This window comes from Marisediminicola sp. UYEF4, assembly GCF_040546025.1.
In the GTDB taxonomy this organism is placed as follows: Bacteria; Actinomycetota; Actinomycetes; order Actinomycetales; family Microbacteriaceae; genus Marisediminicola.
Map to the genome: position 1 here is coordinate 62,540 of NZ_JBEPNA010000008.1, position 19,639 is coordinate 82,178.

The window sequence follows — 19,639 nt, forward strand, 5'->3', positions numbered from 1 at the left end:
GAATAATGAAAGTTCAGCAGCGGCGTGGGAGCATTGCGGCCATGGGCAGCTTCCTTCTCGTGACCGGCGCCGTGCTCGCTGCCGCCGCCGCCGCGCTGCACGTCTACATCTTCGTTCTCGAGAGCGTGCTCTGGACGCGCCCGTCGACCTGGCGGGTGTTCGGACTGCGAAGCCAGGCGGATGCCGAGACGACCCGGCCGCTCGCCTACAACCAGGGCTTCTACAACCTGTTCCTTGCGATCGGCGTCGTTGTCGGCATCGCGCTGCTCCCCGTGAATTCGTCCGCGGGCGTCACCCTCCTGCTGGCGTCGACTCTCAGCATGGTGCTCGCCGCCCTCGTTCTCGTCACGAGCAATCGGCCGATGCTGCGTGCCGCTGCCATGCAGGGGGTACTGCCGCTGCTCGCGGCGCTCAGCGTCGCCCTCTCCTTCGCATTCTGAAGTTTGGGGCTCCCACGCAGGGCGGTAGATAGACCAGCATGGACCCATGAAAAAATCCGACGTCGCCATCGTCGTGCGCGACCTGCGCAAGGCCTACGGATCGGTGACCGCGCTCGATGGGGTGAGCTTCGAGATCGAACACGGCGAGACGTTCGCGCTGCTCGGCCCGAATGGCGCAGGCAAGTCGACGACAATCGAGATTCTCGAGGGCTACCGCGACCGCACGAGCGGCACCGCGAGCGTGCTCGGGGTCGACCCGCAGCGGGGCGGTATCGCGTGGAAAGCCAGACTCGGCATCGTGCTGCAGAGCGCCGGCGAGAGCGGCAACGTGAGCGTGCGGGAGCAGCTCAGTCATTTCGCCGGCTACTACGACAATCCCCGCCCGATCGACGAGGTGATCGAGGCGGTCGGGCTCGCCGAGAAGCGGGCCACGCTCATCCGAAAGCTCTCCGGTGGCCAGCGCCGACGCGTGGACGTCGCCCTCGGCATCATCGGTCGTCCGGAGGTACTCTTCCTCGACGAGCCCACGACCGGGTTCGACCCGGAGGCGCGGCGCAGCTTCTGGGAGCTGATCCGCCTCCTCAAGAGCGAGGGAACCACGATCCTGCTCACCACGCATTACCTCGACGAGGCGGCTCAGCTCGGCGATCGCGCCGGGGTCATCGCGGGTGGGCGCCTCGTCGACATCGGCCGAATTGATGAGATCGGAGGCGCTCAGGCACGGGTGCCGATCGTGCGGTGGCGGGATGCCGACGGTGCCCACGAGCAGCGTACGTCCGAGCCCGGCACGGTCGTCGCCGAACTCGTCCGGCGCACCGGCCGCGAACCCGCCGGGCTCGAGATCGTACGTCCGAGCCTCGAAGACGTGTACCTGGACCTTGTCCACGCGCGAACGCCGGCAGTGCCCGTCGGAGCCGGCGAATGAGCAACCTGGCCGGCACACGCGCGGAAGCACTTGCCGCGCGCCGTCGCGGTGGCCCCCGCACCCTGCGCCTGGGCGCAAGCCGCATCGGATACGAGGTGCGCACCTACTTCCGCCAGGGCGACTCGGTGTTCTTCACGTTCCTGTTCCCGCTCGTGATGCTCACGATTTTCTCGGTCGCGTTCAGCGAAGGCACCTTCGGCACGCCCGGTGGCAAGGACGAAATCTCCGCCGCCGCGTTCTACCGGCCGGGGATGCTCGCGGCAGGCCTGCTGCTGAGTGGCCTGCAGAACATGTCTATCGACATTGCCACAGAGAAGGGCGACGGCACCCTCAAGCGCCTCGCGGGATCGCCGCTACCCGTGTTGAGCTATTTCATCGGCAAGATCGGCCAGGTCTTCGTGACCGGGGCGATGCAAGCCGCGCTGCTGCTGCTCGTGGCGGGCGTCGTTTTCCGTGTCGAGCTTCCCATCGATGCCGCCAGCTGGGTCACCTTTGCCTGGGTCTTCGTGCTCGGCGTCACGACCTGCGCGGTGCTCGGCATCGCGCTGAGCGGACTCCCTCGCAGCGGCAAGAGCGCAACCGCGGTGATCATCCCGATCACCCTCGTGCTGCAGTTCATCTCGGGGGTGTACCTGGGTTTCTCGATGCTGCCGGAGTGGCTGCAGAATGTTGCAAGCGTCTTCCCGCTCAAGTGGATGGCGCAGGGCATGCGGTCGGTGTTCCTGCCCGACAGCTTCGCCGCGCTCGAGAAGACCGGGGAGTGGGAGCTCGGGCTGGTTGCGATCGTCACCCTCACCTGGCTGGTGCTGGGCCTCATTGCGACCCGCCTCACCTTCCGCTGGATCCGCAAGGACAGCTGATCTCCACGACGTGCCGCCAGCGCGCTCGCCGTCAGGCCAAGGGCACCGCCGCGGCGGCCGCGCGCGCGGCAGCCGGCAGCGCCTCGAGGATGCGCCCGATGGCGGCCTCGTCGTGCGCGGCCGACACGAACCACGACTCGAACACCGACGGCGGCAGCGAGACGCCCGCGGAGAGCATCGCGTGGAAGAACGGCGGGTACCGGAAAGCCTGCTGCGTCTTGACCGCGGCATAGTCCCTCGGCGCCTCCGGGCTGAATACGAACGAGAACAGGTTGCCCGCGCGCTGCACCGAGTGCTCGACGCCCTCGGCGGCCAGCGCCGAGGAGACAGCCGCTGACAGGGTGTCGGCCACGGCGTCCAGTCGCGCGTAGACGGCGGGCTCGGCGAGCCGCAGCGTCGCGATGCCCGCGGCGACGGCCACCGGGTTTCCGCTGAGGGTGCCGGCCTGGTAGACCGGCCCGAGCGGGGCGAGGAAATCCATGACGTCGGCGCGACCGCCGAGGCCCGCGAGCGGCATGCCGCCGCCGATGACCTTGCCGAAGGCGATGAGGTCGGGCGTCCAGTCGGCGCCGTCCGGGACCACGCCCGCGGCCTCGAGCCCCCACCAGCCGGCGGGGCCGACCCGGAAGCCGGTGAGCACCTCGTCGAGGATGAGCAGCGCGCCGTGCTCGCGGGCGATGGCCGACAGGGCGCGGTTGAAGCCGCGATCGGGCGGCACGACCCCCATGTTCGCGGATGCTGCCTCGACGATCACGGCGGCGATGCGCGGCCCGTGCTCGGCGAACACCGCGTGCACGGCGTCGAGGTCGTTGTAGGGCAGCACCAGCGTCTGCGCGGCGGTCGCGGCCGTGACGCCGGCCGAACCGGGCATCGACAGTGTCGCAAGCCCGGATCCGGCCTCGGCGAGCAGCGCGTCGGAGTGACCGTGGTAGTGTCCGGCGAACTTCACGAGCAGCTCACGGCCGGTGAATCCGCGGGCGAGGCGGATGGCCGTCATCGTCGCCTCGGTGCCGGTCGAGACCAGGCGCAGCTTCTCGATCGGGGCGGCTGAGGAGCCGACGGCGTCGGTCACCGAGACGCGCTCGCGCACCAGCTCGGCGAGCTCGGTCTCGGCGGGCGTCGACGCGCCGAACGAGAGCCCGCGGGCCGCGGCGGCCTGCACCGCCTCGATGACCTGCGGATGCGCGTGGCCGAGGATCGCCGGACCCCAGGAGCAGACGAGGTCGACGTACTCGCGGCCCTCGGCATCCGTGATGTAGGGGCCCGTCGCCGAGACCATGAAGCGTGGCGTGCCCCCGACCGACCCGAAGGCGCGCACCGGCGAGTTGACCCCGCCGGGGATCGAGTTCTTGGCGCGCGTGAAGTAGAGCTCGTTGGTCTGCATTGCACCGGTTTCGTTTGTCGTGGTGGTCGTCATCGCTCGTCCAGCCAGTGCGCGAGCTCGACGGCCCAGTAGGTGAGCACGGCGTCCGCCCCGGCGCGGCGGATGCCGACGACCGACTCCTCGATCGCCCGTCGGCGGTCGATCCAGCCGTTCGCAGCGGCGGCCTCGATCATCGCGTACTCGCCGGACACCTGGTATGCCCAGACGGGAATATCACTGTGCGCGGCGGTGTCGGCGAGCACGTCGAGGTAGCTCATGGCCGGCTTCACCATGACGATGTCGGCCCCCTCCGCGGCATCGAGGATCGTCTCCCGCAGCCCCTCGCGCGCGTTGCCCGGGTCGAGCTGGTAGCTGCGGCGGTCGCCCGTCAGGGTCGACTGAACCGCCTCACGGAACGGCCCGTAGAACGCGGAGGCGTACTTCGCCGAGTAGGAGAGGATCGCCGTGTCGGTGTGCCCCTCGTCGTCGAGGATGTCCCGCACGGCGGCGACCTGCCCGTCCATCATCCCCGAGAGACCGAGCAGTTGTGATCCCGACTCCGCCTGCGCGATCGCCATGTCGCGATACCGCACGAGGGTCGCGTCGTTGTCGACTCTTCCGCGGTCGTCGACGACGCCGCAGTGGCCGTGGTCGGTGAACTCGTCGAGGCACAGGTCGGTCTGCACGACGAGCGCGTCGCCGATCTCGGCGACGGCGGCGCGGGTCGCGACGTTGAGGATGCCGTTGGGGTCGGTCGCTCCCGAGCCGGAGGCGTCGCGCTGCTCGGGCACGCCGAAGAGCATGACTCCCCCGATGCCCGCAGCCGCGGCATCCACCAGCGCACGCCGGAACGAGTCGAGCGAGTGCTGCTGCACGCCGGGCATCGACGAGATGGCGACGGCGTCGGATGCCCCCTCGCGCACGAACATCGGCAGTACGAGCTCCGCGGGGTGCAGCCGGGTCTCGGCGACGAGGCGGCGCATGGCGGGAGTGGCCCGCAGGCGCCGCGGCCGGTCACGCGGGGAGAAGTGGTCAGTCATTCGGGCCCTCCGGCTCGCCGCACAGCTCGAGCGCGTACTCAACGAGCGACTCGATAAGCGATTCTGCCGAGCGGTTCTCGGCGATGAGGTGCACGGCGAGACCGGCGGCGCGGGCGTCGAACGCGGTTCGAGGGCCGATGCAGGCGATCGTGGTCCCCTCCGGGATCGGTGCCAGCTGCTGCGACACCTGTCGCGCGATGCTGCCGGATGTGACCAGGATCGCGCGGATGCTGCCGGATGCCACGTCGGCCGCGATCCGCTCGCTGACGGGAACCCCGACGGTGCGGTAGGCGGCGACGAACTTGGTGTCGAAGCCGAGGCTGGTGAGGCCGGCGACAAGGGTCGGCTCGGCAATCTCGGACTGCGGGACGAGCACGCGCCCGCGTACCGAGGTGCGCGGCCACTCCTTGACGAGGCCCCTGGCGGAGTTGTCGCCCTCGGGAATGAAGTCGACCCGGTAGCCGGCGAGGGTCAGGGCAGCGGCGGTCGTCTCGCCGACGGCCGCGATCTTCGTCGACGCGGGAACCTTGGTGCGCTGGCTCATGAGAACGTCGACGGTCGTCGCGCTCGTGACGACGAGCCACTCGAATTCGCCGCCCTCGAGTTCCTCCAGCGCGCTCGCGAGCGCACGCGGGTCCTCCGTGCTCGCGAAGTTGATGAGCGGCGCGATGACGGGGATGCCCGCGTGGGCGCGCAGGGCCGCCGCGACGCTGTCGCCCCAGGCACCGCCGCGCGGCACGAGCACCCGCCAGCCCGCGAGCGCGGTTCCTCGCCGGGACGTCACGAGATCGACCCGGCCGGGACGAGCTCTGCGGCGCCCAGCGAGAGCAGCTCCCTCGCGACGTTCGCGGCGACCGTCTCGGCGGGCCGGGGGTCGTCGTCGAGGTAGAGGGCGTGCGCGCTCGTGATGTGCTCGGCTCCGTCGGGACTGTAGACGCGCGCCGAGAGGAAGATCAGGCCGTCGTCGATGAGGGCGTGCGCTCCGATCGGGGCGGCGCAGCCAGCCTCGAGGATGCGCAGCACCTCCCGCTCCGCGGTCACCGTGAGCCGGGTGGGCCGGTGCTCGATCGAGGCGACGGCGGAGCGCACGACACGGTCGGGCTTCGCCACCGTCTCAACGGCGAGCGCGCCCTGGCCCGGCGCGGTCGGCCAGCCGTCGAGGGTGCAGAACTCGGTGACGGCCTCAAGCCGGCCGAGCCTGGCGAGTCCCGCCGCGGCGAGCATCACGGCGTCGAGGTCGCCCGCTGCGACCTTGCCAAGGCGGGTGTCGACATTGCCGCGGATGTCCACGACTTCGAGGTCGGGGCGGCGCCGGCGCAGCTGCGCCGCTCGGCGCGGCGACCCGGTTCCGATCCTCGCCCCGGGCGGGAGGGTGTCGAGGGTCATGCCGTCCCTCGCGCACACGGCGTCGCGCGGGTCGGCGCGCTTCGGGATCGCGGCGATGATGAGACCCTCGGCTGGGGCCGTCGGGAGGTCCTTCAGCGAATGCACGACGACATCGCAGCGGCCGTCACGCAGTGCCTCACGCAGGCCGACCGCGAAGACGCCCGTACCGCCGAGGGTCGACAGCGACTGCTTCGAGCGGTCGCCCTCGGTCGTGATCGGGACGAGTTCGACGGGCAGGCCGGATGCCTTCGCGAGCGAGTCGGCCACGGTCTGGCTCTGCGCCATCGCGAGCGCACTCGCGCGGGTGCCGAGCCGGATGAGCTCGACCGTCACGGCTGCAGCCCCGCGACGGTTGGTTTGAAGCCGAGTCGCACGTTCTCGCAGCATCCGGGACGGCACACGTCGTACCACGGCCCGAGGGCGGTGACCGAGGGGCGCTGCGCGACGGGCAGCGCGTCGCGCCGCTCGATCACGAGGTCGATGAGGCCACTCACGTACGCCGCGTGCACGCCGGGCGTCGGCACGCGCACCGCCAGGATGCCGTGCTTCGCCGACGTCTCCATGGCCTCGGTGTCGAGGTCCCACTTCACCTCCATGTGGTCGCTCACGAAGCCCAGCGGCACGATGACGACGGCGCGGATGCCGGCGGCCGCGAGGTCGTCGATCGCGTCGTTGATGTCGGGCTCGAGCCACGGCTGGGTGGGCGGGCCGGAGCGGGACTGGTAGACGAGCGACCAGTTCAGGGGCGCCTCCGCCTCCTGGGCGGTGATGACGACCTCGGCGACCGCGAGGTGCTGGGCCGCATAGGCCCCGCCCTCACCGAAGCCGCGACTGGCCGGGCCGCTCTTCGCGGCATCCGTCGACGGGATCGAGTGGGTCGTGAACAGCACGTGCGTCTGCTCGCGCGGGATGCCGGCGGCGTCGACCTTGGCGAGTCCGCCGGCGAGCGCCTCGATGAACGGGGTGACGAAGCCGGGGTGGTCGAAGAACTGGCGCACCTTGTCGATCTGGATGACCCCGTCGAGCCCGGTGTCGGCGAGCGCCTGCGCGTAGTCCTCGCGGTACTGCCGGCAGCTCGAGTAGGAGCTGTAGGCGCTCGTGCCGATCGCGATGAGCTTGGTGAAGCCGCGCTCATGCGCCTCGACGAGAGCCTCGCGCAGGTAGGGGTCCCAGTTGCGGTTGCCCCAGAGCACGGGAAGGTCGATGCCGCGGCGCTCGAGCTCGGCCTCGAGGGCGGCCTTGAGCTCCCGGTTCTGGTCGTTGATCGGGCTGACCCCGCCGAAATGGCGGTAGTGGTGGGCGACCTCTTCGAGACGCTCGTCCGGGATGCCGCGACCGCGTGTGACGTTGCGCAGGAACGGGATCACGTCGTCCTGGCCCTCCGGACCGCCGAAGCTCGCAAGCAGGATCGCGTCGTACGCGGTGGGCTCGGTGACGTGCTCGGGGCCGGATGCTGCGGCGGGGGTCGCGGCGCGAACGAACTGTTCGGCCTGCTCGGCGGGCCCGGTCTGCTCGGCCACGCTCATGCGAGCACCTCCGGAAGTGCGCTGGTCGGAATGCGGCGGCCCGTGTAGAACGGGACCTCCTCGCGCACGTGCATCCGGGCCTCCGTCTGGCGGAGGTGGCGCATGAGGTCGACGAGGTCGACGAGCTCCGGCGCCTCGAGGGCGAGGATCCATTCGTAGTCGCCGAGGGCGAAGGAGGCGACGGTGTTCGCGAGCACCTGCGGGTACTGGCTGCCCTTGCGGCCGTGGTCGCCGAGCATCGCCCGACGCTCGTCCTCCGGGAGCAGGTACCACTCGTAGGAGCGCACGAACGGGTACACGGTGAGCCAGGTCTCCGGCTCCTTGCCCTTCATGAAAGCGGGAAGGTGGCTGGCGGTGAACTCCGCGTCGCGGTGCACGCCCATCGCGTTCCAGACCGGGCGCAGGTGGTAGAGAAGCGAGGTGCGGCGGAGGATGCGCAGCGCGGCCTGGATGTCTTCGGGGGTCGGACCGTGCAGCCAGATCATCAAGTCGGCGTCGGCGCGGATCGACGACACATCGTAGAAGCCCCGAACGGTGACGCCGGTCGCCTCGACCTTGGCCACGGCGGTGTCGAGCTTGCCGACGAGGGCGTCCTCGTCCGCCTCCGGGAGCCTCGTCGCCGTATCGGCGCGGCGAAACACCGCCCAGAGGGTGTAACCGAGAGTGGTGTCTGGTTGGGGCGCATCAGCGCTGCTTGTCATGACTCCATTGTCCCCCGCCGACCTGCATGCTCAAAAACGGGCTGGGAATCAGCCGAGCGCGCACAGGAGAGTCGCGAATCAGTCGCGCGATAGCACCGCCCAGGCGACGAGCCCGCCGACGATCGCGACGGCCGCGGTCACTCCCGCGACCCACGGCACCGGGTTGTCCTCGTAGCTGGCCTGAGCCTTGTGCGCGAAGATCCCGACCTGCTTGGGAACGTTGAGCTTGTCCTCGATCTCGTCGAGTGTGCTCTCGAGCTGGGCGCGGGTCTGAGCGACCTTGCTCTGGATGTCGGCGGTGCTCCTGGAATCTGTCACTTTGCCATCCCCTTGATGGTCTCGATGTCGCGCTTGACGCTCTCGATGGTTGCGGTGGGCTGCGGCGGCAGGCCCTCCTTGAGCTTGCGGTAGCCGACCAGCGCGAAGATCGCCGCGATCACGAGCAGCACGAAGGCGACGACGAGGGCGGCGAGCCAGCCGGGCATCAGGTAGGACAGCCCCAGCACGGCGGCAGTCAGCAGCACGCCGAGCATGTACAGCACAAAGACAAGGGCCACGGCGATGAGTGCGCCGCCGATTCCCCACGCCTTGAACTTGCCGATCATCTCGGCCTTGAGCTGCTGGATCTCGCCCGTGACGAGCTCGCGGACGAGCGTCGGCACGTCGGCGATCAACTCGAACAGCGACCGCTTCTTCTTCGTTTCCTGGCCGATGGGAACACTCATGACCTGTCCTCTCCGCGCACGAATGGTTAGTTTGTCGCCGACTGGGGCGAGACGCCGTTTGACGGAGCCCGGCGCGACCGCGCCGCACGCTTCTTGGCCTGCGACTTGCGCATCGCCCGCTTGACGTTGTCGCTCACGAAGTCGACGACATCCGGCGCCTTGTCCCTGGCCAGGTCGCCGGCCTGGTGCATCTGACGCTGCACGGGGCGGGAGTGCCAGAAGCTGTCCGCGGCCCTGGCGATCTGGTTATACCGCTCGCGGCCAGCCCGGCTGCCGAGCACGTACCCAACGGCCAGTCCCGAAACGAGCATCAGCTTTCCGCGCATGTTGACTCCACTTCCGTCGTTGCCCGTTTTCGAGGCTGTCAAATATTCAGTGATCGATCAACCCTAGCCCGGGTTCCCGGGCGAGGTCGGAGAGAAGATCGGCTGCGGCTTGTCGCGCCTGGCCGATGACGGCCGCGAGTCCCGCCCCCGAGACACGCTCGCCCACCCGCACGACACCCTCGGAAGCCTCCTCGGCAGCGCCAGGTCCGGTCCAGTCCACCCGGTCGTAGGCGAGCACCTCCTCGGCGGCGATGTCGACGCCGAGAAGTCGCGCGGCATCCGCCCTCGCCTGTTCGCGCAGGTCGCGTCCTGCCGGCATTCCCTCGTAGGAGAGCCGCACCACGTGGGCGCCGCCAGCGCGGTCCTCGAGCCAGGCCCACTTGGCGGTGGCGTGAGTGAGGGCCTTCGCGCCGACCCCGGGGGCGCCGGCGGCGACGAGCACGCCGGTGCCGCGCGGAGCGGCGTCGAGCCCGGGGGCGCGAAGGACGAGCGTCGCGAGGGTGATGGGGGTGCCACTCTGGGCTCCCAGTTCGGCGGCGACGACGACCCGGTCGGCGGTGAGGCGTCGGCCGTCGGCGAGGCTGACGCTCCCGGCATCCACTTCCGCGACAGGGGCGGACAGAAGGATCTGGGCGCGCCCGTCGAGGTGGCGGGCGAGGGCGTCGACGATCTGGAAAAGCCCACCGGCGAGGCCCTGCACCGCAGAGCCGGCCGGCGCGGCCTCGCGCAGGGTCAGCACAGCCTTCGCGAGGGAGCCCTCGCTCAGCATCGCGGTGCGCAGGCGCGGTGCGACGACGTCGACATCGAGGTCGTCGGGGTGGGCCGAGTGGATGGCGCCGGCGACGGGGGTGACGAGCCGGTCGAGCACCGCGCGGCCCATCCGTTTGCGGACCACGGCGCCGAGGCTGCGCTCCCGGGAGCCGACGAAGCCCGACAGCAGGGCGTCGAGCTGAGCGCGCAGCGCGCCGCCGAGGCCCACGATCCGGATGACGTCGCTCGCGAGCGGCACGGACGGAATGCCGAGCAGACCGGCCTTCGGAAGCGGCACGGCGGCGCCGGTACGCGGCTGGAGCCACGCCCCGCCGGTGTTCGGAAGCACGAGCGCGGCGGCGAGGCCCAGCTCGGTGACGAGATCGGCGACGGTGCCACGCCGGGTCGCGAAGCTCTCCGCTCCGGCATCCGTCTCGATGCCGCCCAGGGTATGGGGCGCCACCTTGCCGCCGAGGCGGGCGCTCGCCTCGACGACCGTGACGCGCGCGCCTGCGTCGACGAGGTCGCGGGCGACGACGAGTCCCGCGATGCCGCCACCGACGACGATGATACGAGAGTCGGTCACGGCGGTCACCCTCTCATTATTCAGGAGTCTGGCGGGCGGGGGCGTCGCCGGCCTCACCGCGACGGAACGTGATCAGTTGGCCCAGCCGAGGAGATTCGGGCGACACACCGCATTCTGCGGCGCCGGGAGGCGGCGTGTCGCAGGATCTCCTGCGTTACGGTGCGGGGAGCCCAGCCTTCCGCGCCCAGCCGGCGCCGCCGCCGGCCCCCCACTCCTGAATAATGAAAGCGGAAGCCGGGTTACTTGGGGTTCTGGGGCTAGGGGCGGTACAGGGGGCTACGGGGCCGAATGCACGAGCCGCACGATGCGGGTCAGCACGTCGGGGTCGGTCTCCGGCGGGACCCCGTGGCCGAGGTTCACCACGTGGGCAGGCGCGGCCTTGCCTCGCTCGATAACGTCGAGCACGTGGGCCTCGAGAACGGGCCAGGGGGCCGCGAGCAGGGCCGGGTTGATGTTGCCCTGAACCGGGACCGTGCCGCCGAGGCGACGGATGCCCTCGTCGAGCGGGATCCGGTCGTCGATGCCCACGACATCCGCGCCGATGTCGCGCATGGCGCCGAGGAGCTCTCCGGTCCCGACGCCGAAGTGCACGATCGGCATGCCGAGATCCTGAACGTGGGAGATCGCGCGGCGCGAGTACGGCGCGACGTGCGCGGTGTAATCGGCGAGCGAGAGCGACCCGGCCCACGAGTCGAACAGCTGCGCCGCGCTCGCGCCGGCGAGGATCTGCGCGCGCAGGAACGCGCCGGTCACGTCCGCCGCCCAGGTCATGAGCGCCGCCCACGTGTCGGGGTCGGCGTGCATGAGCGTGCGGGCCCGGAGGTGGTCCTTCGACGGCCCTCCCTCGACGAGGTAGGCGGCGAGGGTGAACGGCGCCCCGGCGAAGCCGATGAGCGGGGTCGAGCCGAGCTGCTCGACCGTGCGGGCGACCCCCGCGGTGATCGGGGAGAGGGACGCGGGATCGAGCGGCGCGAGGGCGGCGACATCCGCCGCCGTGCGGATGGGAGCACCGAGCACCGGGCCGCGCCCCGGCACGATGTCGACGTCGACGCCCGCGAGCTTGAGCGGCACGACGATGTCACTGAAGAAGATGGCGGCGTCGACCCCGTGCCGGCGCCACGGTTGCAAGGTGATCTCGCTCGACAGCTCGGGGTCGAGGCACGCGTCGAGCATCGCGGTGCCGACGCGCAGCGCCCGGTACTCGGGCAGCGACCGCCCGGCCTGGCGCATGAACCAGACGGGGGTCGTCTCGGGCCGGTCCCCCCGGTAGGCGCGGATGACGGCGGATGCGGCGGTGCGACCGTCGACGAGGGGGTGATCAGCTGGCAGGTTCACAGCGATCAGTCTGCCATCAGGCTCCGTCCCCTGCTCCCAGCGGCGAGCGTTACGATGGACGGGTGCTTCTCTGTCTGACCGCCAACCACCGGAATGCGAGCTTCGACATCCTCGAGAAGCTCTCCGTTGGCGCACCGTCGGCAGCGGGCGACCTCGTCGCGGGAACCACGGCCGTCTCCGGCGCCGTCGTGCTCGCGACCTGCAACCGCTTCGAGGCCTACCTCGAGGTCGACGAGCCAGAGGCCTCCGCCGATTCCTCCGCTGTCGACGCGACCGTCGACGCGATGAGCGCGGCGAGCGGCGTGAGCGCCGCCGAGCTGCGCGACTCGGTCACCGTGATCACCGGTGACGCCGTCGTCGAGCACCTCTTCTCGGTGTCGGCCGGGCTCGAGTCGGTCGTCATCGGCGAGGACGAGATCTCCGGCCAGGTTCGCCGGGCACTCGAACAGGCCCGCGCCGCCGGAACGACGTCGTCGGGGCTCGAGCAGCTCTTCCAGCGCGCGTCCACCACCTCGCGCACCGTCAAGACCACCACCGCCGTGGGCACCGCCGGACGCTCGCTCGTCCGGCTCGCCCTCGAGCTCGCCTCGAGCCGGGTGACGGACTGGAGCCAGGCCCGCGTGCTCATGATCGGCACCGGCTCCTACGCCGGCGCATCCCACGCCGCCCTGCGAGACCGCGGCGCCGACGACATCACCGTCTACTCCCCGTCCGGGCGCGCGGCGAAATTCGCCCTCTCCCGCGGCATCCGCCCGACCACCGACCTCGCCGCCGCGATCGCCGCCGCCGATGTCATCGTGAGCTGCACGATCGTCGAGGGCCACATCCTCACCGCCGAGCTGCTCGCCGGCTCGCAGCGCACGCTCGTGATCGACCTCGGACTCCCCCGCAACGTCGACCCCGCCGTCGCCGAGCTCGAGGGGATCGAGCTCCTCGACCTCGAGACGATCAGCCTGCACGCCCCGCTCGAGGAGCTCAACGCGACGACCGAGGCCCGCAGCGTCGTCGGGCAGGCCGCCGCCGCCTTCGCCGCCGCCGAGGCCGAGCAGTCCCTCGCCCCCGCCGTCGTCGCCCTGCGCCGGCATATCTTCGACCTGCTCGACGCCGAGATCGACCGTGCCCGCGGCCGCGGTGACTCGTCCCCGCAGACCGAGGCGGCGCTGCGTCACCTCGCGAGCGTGCTGCTGCACACCCCGTCGGTGAGGGCCCGCGAGCACGCCCGCGTCGGCGAGGCGCAGGCCTTCACCGACGGCCTCGCCGCGCTCTTCGGCATCGACGCCGGCACGACCGCGACCGTCGTCTCCCTCGACGCGATCGCCGGGGAGCGCCAAGGGCTCGCATGATCCCCGCCCCGTTCGGTCCCCCGGTCCGAGCTGGTCGCGTGCTGCTGCGGATGATGTCGGCGGCCGACATCGACGACGTCTACGCCTACCAGGGGCGCGACGATGTGTGCCGCTACCTCTTATTCGAGGCGCGGACGCGGGAGCAGGTCGCCGAGCAGGTCGCCCGCCACGCGGCTTCGACCGTGCTGGCCGCCGACGGCGACTACTGGCAGATCGCTGTGGTCCTGCCAGCGGGCAGTGAGGGTACCGAGCGGGTCATCGGCGACATCTACTTCACGCTCAAGAGCCGCGAGAACCTGGCCGGGGAGATCGGCTGGACCTTCCACCCCGACTTCCGGGGCCGGGGCTACGCGACCGAGGCGGCATCCGCGGTGCTCCGTCGCGCCTTCGCCGAGCTCGGCCTGCACCGCGTGATCGCCGAGCTCGACCCGCGCAACGACGCGTCGATCGCGCTCTGCCGCCGGCTGGGCATGCGTGAGGAGGCCTACTTCGTGAAGGATCTCATGTTCAGGGGCGACTGGGCCGACACCGGGATCTATGCGATTCTCGACGTCGAGTGGGCGGCGCGATCCGCGATCGCGGGCTGAGAATCGTGCGATGACGCCGGAGGACCTGGCCCGGTTCCGCGGGATGCTGCAGCTCCAGCGCACCGGAACCCTGGCGGCGATCGCGGAGCTCGGCTCCTCGCTCGTCGAGTTGCGCGCGGCCCGCAGCGATGGCACGGCCGACGACGAACACGATCCCGACGGCTCGACCCTGTCCGGGGAGTGGTCGAGGGTATCGGGCCTCGACGCCGACTTCACGGCAGCCCTCGCCGCGATTGACCGTGCGCTCGGGCGGATCGACACCGCAGGCTACGGCCGGTGCCGGAGTTGCGGCGGCCCGATCGGCGCCGCGCGACTCGAGGCGCGGCCCGCGGCCGAGCTCTGCATCGAGTGCGCGAGAGCCGCGGAGGACCGCCGCTGACGGCATCCGTCCCTCGGGCTCAGGCCACGTACTCGAGCAGGTCGAGACCGAACACGCGCATCGCGTCGTGCACCGCGAGGCGGGTCGCGAGCGAGGTGTCGGCGAACTGCACCGTCAGCGCGTAGGCGATGCCCGCGCGGGGACCGTTGAGCAGGCCAACCTCGCTGCGCACCCCCTGGTCGCTCCCGGTCTTGTTGATGAGCCGGATGCCGTGGTCGGCAGCCCGGTGTGCGAGCGGGTCGAGGCCGAACCCGGCGGCGACCATCGACAGGTCGGTGTTGTTGCTCATCCAGTCGAGCACGCGCTGGCTCGTGACGTGGTCGATGATCTGCCCGCGGCACAGCGCGGTGACGAGCCAGGTGAGTTCGGAGGTCGACCCGACCGACAGGTGCGGGGCGTCGTCCGGCCCCCTCGAGTCGCGCACCACGTCGAGCAGCGCCGTCTTGCTGAGACCGAGCGACTCGGCGCGCGCCCGCACCGAATCGAGCCCGACCTGGCGCAGGAGCGCGTTCGTGGCGAGATTGTCGCTCACCGCGCCGACCAGCGCGGCCAGGTCGATCACGGGGAGCACCGGCGCCTGCATGTGCTGCCAGAGGCCGGAGCCGGCGACGCGGTCGTCCGGCGACTTGTCGACGATGCCGAATCCGGCAGCATCCTTCGCGGTCATTCTTGCCGACACCTCGATGAGGAGCAGGATCTTGCCGACGCTCGCCGTCGGCAGCACGATGCGGTCATCGACCGAGAGCAGCGACTGGCCGTTTTGCAAGTCGATGACATTGACCGACACCTTGGCGCCCGCGTACGCGAGCTCGCCGAGCGCCTCGAATCCGGCCACGAAATTGCCGGCGGCCTCGTCTCCGCGGTGGCGACCGACCCTGGGCGTGCGGATGCGTTCGCGGCGGTCCTTCGTCGGCATCACCAAATCGTCACGCGCTCGTCCGGGGCGAGCCAGAGCTCGTCGGATTCGCCGAGCCCGAAGCTCTCGTAGAACTCGTCGATGTTGCGCACGATCTGGTTGCAGCGGAACTCGTTCGGGGAGTGCGGGTCGATCGTGAGCAGGCGCACGACCTCCTCGTCACGGGCCTTCATCTGCCAGGCCTGGGCCCAGGAGATGAAGAAGCGCTGGGCGCCGGAGATCCCGTCGATCACGGGCGGAGTCTCGCCGTCGAGCGAGAGCACGTAGGCCTTCCAGGCGATGCCGAGCCCCCCAAGGTCGCCGATGTTCTCACCGATGGTCAGCGCGCCATTGACGCGGTTGTCGGGCACCTGCGCCGGGGCGAGCGCGTTGTACTGGCCGATGAGCGAGGCTGTGAGCTCTTCGAAGGCAACACGGTCGGCCGCGGTCCACCAGTCGGTCAGCAGCCCGTCGCCGTCGTACCTCGAGCCCTGGTCGTCGAAGCCGTGCCCGATCTCGTGACCGATGACCGCGCCGATCGCACCGAAGTTGGCCGCGGCGTCGCGGGTCTCGTCGAAGAACGGGTACTGCAGGATCGCGGCAGGGAACACGATTTCGTTGAAGCCGGGGTTGTAGTACGCGTTGATCGTCTGCGGGGTCATGAACCACTCGTCGCGGTCGAGGGGCTTGCCGATCTTGCCGAGTTCACGCTGGAACTCGAACTCGTTCGTCGCACGCACATTGCCGAGCAGGTCACGCGGGGCGATCGCGAGCGCGGAATAGTCGCGCCACTTGGAGGGGAAGCCGATCTTGGGGGTGAATTTCTCGAGCTTCTCGAGGGCCCGGCCCCGCGTCTCCTCCGTCATCCAGGCGAGCGAGGCGATGCTTTGGCGGTAGGCCTCGATGAGGTGCTGGACGAGCACGTCCATGCTCGCCTTCGCGGCCTGGGGGAAGTGCCGGGCGACGTAGGTGCGTCCGACGGCCTCGCCGAGCGAGCCCTCGACGAGCGAGACTCCGCGCTTCCAGCGCGCGCGCATCTCCGGGGTTCCGGTGAGCGTGCGGCCGTAGAAGTCGAAGTTCGCCGCGACGAAGGGGTCGGAGAGGTAGGCGGCATTGGAGCGGATGACCTGCCAGGCGAGCCAGTCGGTCCACGCCTCGAGCCGGTCGGGGGTGAGCAGGGCGGCGACGCCCTCAACGAAGCTCGGCTCGCGCACGACGACCTCGGCGAGCGCGCCGGATGGGGCATCGACGCCGTCGAGCCACGTGTTGAGGTCGATGCCCGCCGCGAGCGCCGCCGCCGCGCTCCACTGCATGGGGTTGTAGGTGGCCTCGCTGTCGCGCGTTCGCACGTTGTCCCAGTGGGCGGCGGCGATCGCGGTCTCGAGGTCCACCACGCGGGCGGCGCGCTCGGCGGCATCCGTCCCCGTCCGCTCGTCGGCGGGTGAGGCGAGGGCGAACATCGTCTCGACGAACTGGCGGTACTTGGCGCGCACCGCCGCGAACGACTCCTCGCGGTAGTACGACTCGTCGGGCAGGCCGAGCCCGCCCTGCTCGACGAACACGAGGTAGCGGTCGGGGCGGCCGGGATCGTTGTCGACGAACAGCTGGAGGAAGCCCGAGGTGCCCTTGCGCTCGAGGCGCCCGAGAGTGCCGAGCAGGGAGTCGATGTCGGTCACCGCCGCGACCTCGGCGAGCAGCGGGCGCAGCGGCTCCGCGCCGAGCTCGTTGACGCGCGCTTCATCCATGAAGCTCGCGTAGAGGTCGCCGAACTTGCGCTCCTCGGTTCCGGGCTCGGCCGACTGCGCCTCGATGATGATGTCCTGCACCGCCTTCTCGGCCGCCTCGGCGAGCACGTAGAACGAGCCGTAGCGCGCCTTGTCGGAGGGGATCTCGGTGCGGGCGATCCACTTACCGTTCACATGGCGGAACAGGTCATCTTGCGGGCGCACCAGCGGGTCGAGTTCTGAGGTGTCGATTCCGGACGAGAGGGGATTTTCGGCGCTCATGGAGATTAAGCTTAAGCCTTGCCGCCGACACTCCCGCTGGGGGCCGGCGTCGGCGCCGCAGTGTGGTCGTGGGAGTTCCTCGCCGAGGCGCGCGTGAACAACGGACGGCAGGTCGTGCAGGCCTCGCCGGACGCCTCCGCATCGGCATCCGTCACCCGCCGTTCGCTCTCGAGGCGCTCACGGAGCGCCCAGAGCAGCAGGGCGATCGTGGCGATGGCGACAACGGGGCGGACTGCTCCCACGAGGAACGGCTCGGCAGAGCGGAGGTCGGTCGCAGCGTGCAGCGCCAGGAGCCCGAGCACGGGCCAGCGGAGGTCGCAGAGGGTCGCGTCGGCGCCGATCGGGGTGCGGAGGTAGCTCGCGATGACGAGCCCGATGAGCGCGGATCCCGCGGCCACCGCGGCGATCGACCAGAGGGTTGCGGCATCCGCTCCCGCCAGGGGGAGGGCGGAGGCCAGCACGAGCAGCCCGGCAGAGAGCACGGCGCCGACCAACGCGGTGCCCCAGCGCGCGGCCGGCCAGCGGCGCAACCCGGCGGTCAGGCGACGCAACGGCTGCACGGGACTCCTCACGCTGGGGCACCTCGAAACAAGGTCTGGTTATACCCTACGGGGTATAACCGGATGTCGGCGCGACAGCCCGGGCGCGAGGGCATTTCGACCGTGGCATCGGGCCCCGCCCCCGAGTACCATCGCCGCGAGGCGGCCGCCCCGCCCCGGGCAGGAGGACGCAATGGACACCGTCGTGAGGCTCGCGCAACGCCCAATCATCCTCGTGGCGATGAGTTCGCCCGATTCGCGGCGCGACGTGTCGCGCGAGCTCGAGCGGCGGTACTCAAGCGACTACCGGCTGCTCGAGGCGTCCGTGCCCGAGAACGCGCGGGAACAGCTGCGTCTCGCCTTCGACCGCGGTATCCAGGTGGCGCTCGTGCTCGCCGAGGACCCCTCGCCGGCCAGCGCCGAGAGCGTATTCGCCGAGGCGAAGCGGCTGTTCCCCGACGTGCGGCGCTGCCTCGTGATCGAGTGGGGCTCGTGGGCGGAGCGCTCGACGACGGATGCCGTGATCGACCTCATGGCGCGGCTGGAGATCGACTACTACGTGATCCGGCCCTGGCGCTCGCCCGACGAGCGCTTCCACCGCATCGTGACCGAGTTCCTGCTCGACTGGCGGCGCGCCATCGGCGAGCGCCCGAGCGACGTGACGGTCATCGGCGACCCCTCGCTCCCGCGCACGCACGAGCTGCGCGGCCTGCTCGCCCGGCGCGGGGTGTCGCCGCGGCTCGTGCCGGCCGAGTCGCCCGAGGGCCACGAGCTGATCCGCACCGCCGGGGTCGAGTACGACGGTCGGCCGCTCGTGCGCCTGCTCGACGGACGGATGCTGGAGGACCCCGACAACGCCCAGCTCGCGCGCGCCTATGGGCTCGCGACCCACGTGCCGACCGAGCCCGTCGACCTCGCCATCGTCGGCGCAGGGCCGGGAGGTCTCGCGGCCGCCGTGTATGCGGCGTCCGAGGGGCTGCGGGTGCTTGTCGTCGAGCGGGAGGCGGTGGGCGGGCAGGCCGGATCGAGCTCGCTCATCCGCAACTACCTCGGCTTCTCCCGCGGCGTCTCCGGCGCGGAACTCGCCCAGCGCGCGTACCAGCAGGCCTGGGCGTTCGGCGCCGAGTTCGCCCATGCCAGGGAAGTGGTCGGCAGGTCGATCGACCACGACGGCTTCCGGCTCGCGGTCGCCCCGGACGAGCACGTGCTCGCCCGCTCCGTCATCCTCGCGTCGGGGGTGTCCTACCGTCGGCTCGAGCTCGGCGACCTCAAGGCCTACGTCGGCGCGGCCGTGTTCTACGGAGCATCCACGGCCGAGGCGAGGGCACAGGCCGGGCGCATCGTGCATGTCGTCGGAGGCGGCAACTCCGCCGGGCAGGCCGCGCTGCACCTCGCCCGCTATGCGATGTCGGTGTCGCTCATCGTGCGCGGCAGGCTGGCCGACAGCATGTCGCAGTATCTGATCGATCAGCTGGACACGGCGGGGGTGGCCGTGCTGACCGGCTTCCGGGTCGTCGGCGGGGGCGGGATCCCGGGCGGGGACGGCGACCGGCTCGACCACATCGTGCTGCGGCAGCGCGAGACCGGCGAGGAGACGACCGTGCGCAGCGACGCGCTGTTCATCACGATCGGCGCGGCCCCGCACACCGGCTGGCTGCCCGCCGCGGTGCTCCGGGACAACTGGGGGTTCGTGTTCACCGGAGCCGCCGTGGTCGCCGCGACCGGGTCGAACGAGGCCAACCGGGAGGACCCGCCTGGGGCGCTCGAATCGTCCGTGCCCGGTTTCTTCGCCGTCGGCGACGTGCGTCGCGGCTCGATCAAGCGCGTGGCCTCCGCTGTCGGCGAGGGCTCGGTGGTCGTCTCGGCCGTGCACACGTTCCTCGCTCGGGCGGAGCAGGGGTGACGGCCCGGCATCCGCCCGCCCGCA

General features: G+C 70.9%; 21 protein-coding genes. 7 read left to right on the forward strand and 14 right to left on the reverse strand.

Annotated features, from left to right (window positions below; genetic code table 11):
* Positions 1 to 41: 41 nt before the first annotated feature.
* From ABIB15_RS09245 to ABIB15_RS09255, 3 genes are read left to right on the forward strand one after another with little or no spacing between them, the layout of a single operon-like run.
* Positions 42 to 440: a DUF1304 domain-containing protein gene (locus ABIB15_RS09245; protein ID WP_354477309.1), complete on the forward strand. Its 399-nt coding sequence runs from the start codon at positions 42 to 44 to the stop codon at positions 438 to 440.
* Positions 441 to 486: 46 nt separating this feature from the next.
* Positions 487 to 1,365, forward strand: coding sequence for an ABC transporter ATP-binding protein (locus ABIB15_RS09250; protein ID WP_354477312.1), 879 nt, complete (start codon positions 487 to 489; stop codon positions 1,363 to 1,365).
* Positions 1,362 to 2,225, forward strand: coding sequence for an ABC transporter permease (locus ABIB15_RS09255; protein WP_354477314.1), 864 nt, complete (start codon positions 1,362 to 1,364; stop codon positions 2,223 to 2,225). Before ABIB15_RS09250 ends, ABIB15_RS09255 begins: the two co-directional genes overlap by 4 nt.
* A 31-nt stretch (positions 2,226 to 2,256) precedes the next feature.
* Here ABIB15_RS09255 and hemL read toward each other — a convergent pair whose 3' ends face one another.
* The 11 genes from hemL to hemE all read right to left on the reverse strand — a co-directional run bounded on the left by hemL (position 2,257) and on the right by hemE (position 11,963).
* On the reverse strand, positions 2,257 to 3,609 hold the full coding sequence (gene hemL, locus ABIB15_RS09260; RefSeq protein WP_354477490.1) for a glutamate-1-semialdehyde 2,1-aminomutase: 1,353 nt from the start codon (positions 3,607 to 3,609) through the stop codon (positions 2,257 to 2,259).
* Between the two features lie 29 nt (positions 3,610 to 3,638).
* On the reverse strand, positions 3,639 to 4,628 hold the full coding sequence (hemB, locus tag ABIB15_RS09265) for a porphobilinogen synthase (RefSeq protein WP_354477317.1): 990 nt from the start codon (positions 4,626 to 4,628) through the stop codon (positions 3,639 to 3,641).
* The gene (locus ABIB15_RS09270) at positions 4,621 to 5,412 is read right to left on the reverse strand and encodes a uroporphyrinogen-III synthase (RefSeq protein WP_354477320.1); all 792 of its coding nucleotides are present in this window, start codon (positions 5,410 to 5,412) and stop codon (positions 4,621 to 4,623) included. The genes hemB and ABIB15_RS09270 overlap by 8 nt, the downstream gene beginning before the upstream one ends.
* Positions 5,409 to 6,347 (reverse strand): hydroxymethylbilane synthase, encoded by a 939-nt coding sequence (gene hemC / locus ABIB15_RS09275; protein ID WP_502908935.1) that lies wholly within the window; start codon positions 6,345 to 6,347, stop codon positions 5,409 to 5,411. Before hemC ends, ABIB15_RS09270 begins: the two co-directional genes overlap by 4 nt.
* Positions 6,344 to 7,540, reverse strand: coding sequence for a ferrochelatase (locus ABIB15_RS09280; protein ID WP_354477325.1), 1,197 nt, complete (start codon positions 7,538 to 7,540; stop codon positions 6,344 to 6,346). Before ABIB15_RS09280 ends, hemC begins: the two co-directional genes overlap by 4 nt.
* Entirely contained in the window at positions 7,537 to 8,241 is a 705-nt protein-coding gene (gene hemQ, locus ABIB15_RS09285; RefSeq protein ID WP_354477328.1) for a hydrogen peroxide-dependent heme synthase, read from the reverse strand. Before hemQ ends, ABIB15_RS09280 begins: the two co-directional genes overlap by 4 nt.
* 78 nt (positions 8,242 to 8,319) lie before the next feature.
* Positions 8,320 to 8,559 carry a DUF3618 domain-containing protein gene (locus tag ABIB15_RS09290; RefSeq protein WP_354477331.1) on the reverse strand — a complete coding sequence of 80 codons (240 nt, stop codon included), beginning with the start codon at positions 8,557 to 8,559 and terminating at the stop codon, positions 8,320 to 8,322.
* Positions 8,556 to 8,966 carry a phage holin family protein gene (locus ABIB15_RS09295; protein WP_354477334.1) on the reverse strand — a complete coding sequence of 137 codons (411 nt, stop codon included), beginning with the start codon at positions 8,964 to 8,966 and terminating at the stop codon, positions 8,556 to 8,558. The genes ABIB15_RS09290 and ABIB15_RS09295 overlap by 4 nt, the downstream gene beginning before the upstream one ends.
* Before the next feature lie 26 nt (positions 8,967 to 8,992).
* Complete coding sequence (locus ABIB15_RS09300) at positions 8,993 to 9,292, reverse strand: hypothetical protein (protein WP_354477337.1); 300 nt, start codon at positions 9,290 to 9,292, stop codon at positions 8,993 to 8,995.
* Between the two features lie 46 nt (positions 9,293 to 9,338).
* Complete coding sequence (locus tag ABIB15_RS09305; protein ID WP_354477338.1) at positions 9,339 to 10,628, reverse strand: protoporphyrinogen/coproporphyrinogen oxidase; 1,290 nt, start codon at positions 10,626 to 10,628, stop codon at positions 9,339 to 9,341.
* A gap of 276 nt (positions 10,629 to 10,904) precedes the next feature.
* A complete protein-coding gene (gene hemE / locus ABIB15_RS09310) occupies positions 10,905 to 11,963 on the reverse strand; it encodes a uroporphyrinogen decarboxylase (RefSeq protein ID WP_354477341.1) in 1,059 nt (352 codons plus the stop codon).
* A 62-nt stretch (positions 11,964 to 12,025) separates the two neighbouring features.
* Between hemE and ABIB15_RS09315 the strand changes: the two genes are divergently transcribed.
* Genes ABIB15_RS09315 through ABIB15_RS09325 form a run of 3 tightly spaced genes read left to right on the forward strand, consistent with a single transcriptional unit; the run spans position 12,026 to position 14,272 of the window.
* Positions 12,026 to 13,306 (forward strand): glutamyl-tRNA reductase, encoded by a 1,281-nt coding sequence (locus tag ABIB15_RS09315; RefSeq protein ID WP_354477344.1) that lies wholly within the window; start codon positions 12,026 to 12,028, stop codon positions 13,304 to 13,306.
* On the forward strand, positions 13,303 to 13,893 hold the full coding sequence (locus ABIB15_RS09320) for a GNAT family N-acetyltransferase (RefSeq protein WP_354477346.1): 591 nt from the start codon (positions 13,303 to 13,305) through the stop codon (positions 13,891 to 13,893). The genes ABIB15_RS09315 and ABIB15_RS09320 overlap by 4 nt, the downstream gene beginning before the upstream one ends.
* A gap of 10 nt (positions 13,894 to 13,903) precedes the next feature.
* On the forward strand, positions 13,904 to 14,272 hold the full coding sequence (locus ABIB15_RS09325) for a TraR/DksA family transcriptional regulator (RefSeq protein WP_354477349.1): 369 nt from the start codon (positions 13,904 to 13,906) through the stop codon (positions 14,270 to 14,272).
* Positions 14,273 to 14,291: 19 nt separating this feature from the next.
* Here ABIB15_RS09325 and ABIB15_RS09330 read toward each other — a convergent pair whose 3' ends face one another.
* The 3 genes from ABIB15_RS09330 to ABIB15_RS09340 are packed head-to-tail and all read right to left on the reverse strand — an operon-like array spanning position 14,292 to position 17,733.
* On the reverse strand, positions 14,292 to 15,188 hold the full coding sequence (locus ABIB15_RS09330) for a serine hydrolase (RefSeq protein ID WP_354477352.1): 897 nt from the start codon (positions 15,186 to 15,188) through the stop codon (positions 14,292 to 14,294).
* Entirely contained in the window at positions 15,188 to 17,173 is a 1,986-nt protein-coding gene (locus ABIB15_RS09335) for a M13 family metallopeptidase (RefSeq protein WP_354477355.1), read from the reverse strand. The genes ABIB15_RS09330 and ABIB15_RS09335 overlap by 1 nt, the downstream gene beginning before the upstream one ends.
* A gap of 11 nt (positions 17,174 to 17,184) precedes the next feature.
* Entirely contained in the window at positions 17,185 to 17,733 is a 549-nt protein-coding gene (locus ABIB15_RS09340) for a hypothetical protein (RefSeq protein ID WP_354477358.1), read from the reverse strand.
* 172 nt (positions 17,734 to 17,905) lie between these two features.
* On the opposite strand from ABIB15_RS09340, the gene ABIB15_RS09345 reads away from it, so the two are divergent.
* On the forward strand, positions 17,906 to 19,615 hold the full coding sequence (locus ABIB15_RS09345) for an NAD(P)/FAD-dependent oxidoreductase (protein ID WP_354477361.1): 1,710 nt from the start codon (positions 17,906 to 17,908) through the stop codon (positions 19,613 to 19,615).
* The last annotated feature ends 24 nt before the right edge of the window (positions 19,616 to 19,639 follow it).

Excerpts from the sequence above, each read along its gene's own strand:
- ABIB15_RS09245 (WP_354477309.1), top strand. The coding sequence starts at position 42 with ATGGGCAGCTTCCTTCTCGTGACCGGCGCCGTGCTCGCTGCCGCCGCC.
- ABIB15_RS09250 (WP_354477312.1), top strand. The coding sequence starts at position 487 with ATGAAAAAATCCGACGTCGCCATCGTCGTGCGCGACCTGCGCAAGGCC.
- ABIB15_RS09255 (WP_354477314.1), top strand. The coding sequence starts at position 1,362 with ATGAGCAACCTGGCCGGCACACGCGCGGAAGCACTTGCCGCGCGCCGT.
- hemL (WP_354477490.1), bottom strand. The coding sequence starts at position 3,609 with ATGCAGACCAACGAGCTCTACTTCACGCGCGCCAAGAACTCGATCCCC.
- hemB (WP_354477317.1), bottom strand. The coding sequence starts at position 4,628 with ATGACTGACCACTTCTCCCCGCGTGACCGGCCGCGGCGCCTGCGGGCC.
- ABIB15_RS09280 (WP_354477325.1), bottom strand. The coding sequence starts at position 7,540 with ATGAGCGTGGCCGAGCAGACCGGGCCCGCCGAGCAGGCCGAACAGTTC.
- hemQ (WP_354477328.1), bottom strand. The coding sequence starts at position 8,241 with ATGACAAGCAGCGCTGATGCGCCCCAACCAGACACCACTCTCGGTTAC.
- ABIB15_RS09295 (WP_354477334.1), bottom strand. The coding sequence starts at position 8,966 with ATGAGTGTTCCCATCGGCCAGGAAACGAAGAAGAAGCGGTCGCTGTTC.
- ABIB15_RS09300 (WP_354477337.1), bottom strand. The coding sequence starts at position 9,292 with ATGCGCGGAAAGCTGATGCTCGTTTCGGGACTGGCCGTTGGGTACGTG.
- ABIB15_RS09320 (WP_354477346.1), top strand. The coding sequence starts at position 13,303 with ATGATCCCCGCCCCGTTCGGTCCCCCGGTCCGAGCTGGTCGCGTGCTG.
- ABIB15_RS09325 (WP_354477349.1), top strand. The coding sequence starts at position 13,904 with ATGACGCCGGAGGACCTGGCCCGGTTCCGCGGGATGCTGCAGCTCCAG.
- ABIB15_RS09330 (WP_354477352.1), bottom strand. The coding sequence starts at position 15,188 with ATGCCGACGAAGGACCGCCGCGAACGCATCCGCACGCCCAGGGTCGGT.
- ABIB15_RS09335 (WP_354477355.1), bottom strand. The coding sequence starts at position 17,173 with ATGAGCGCCGAAAATCCCCTCTCGTCCGGAATCGACACCTCAGAACTC.
- ABIB15_RS09345 (WP_354477361.1), top strand. The coding sequence starts at position 17,906 with ATGGACACCGTCGTGAGGCTCGCGCAACGCCCAATCATCCTCGTGGCG.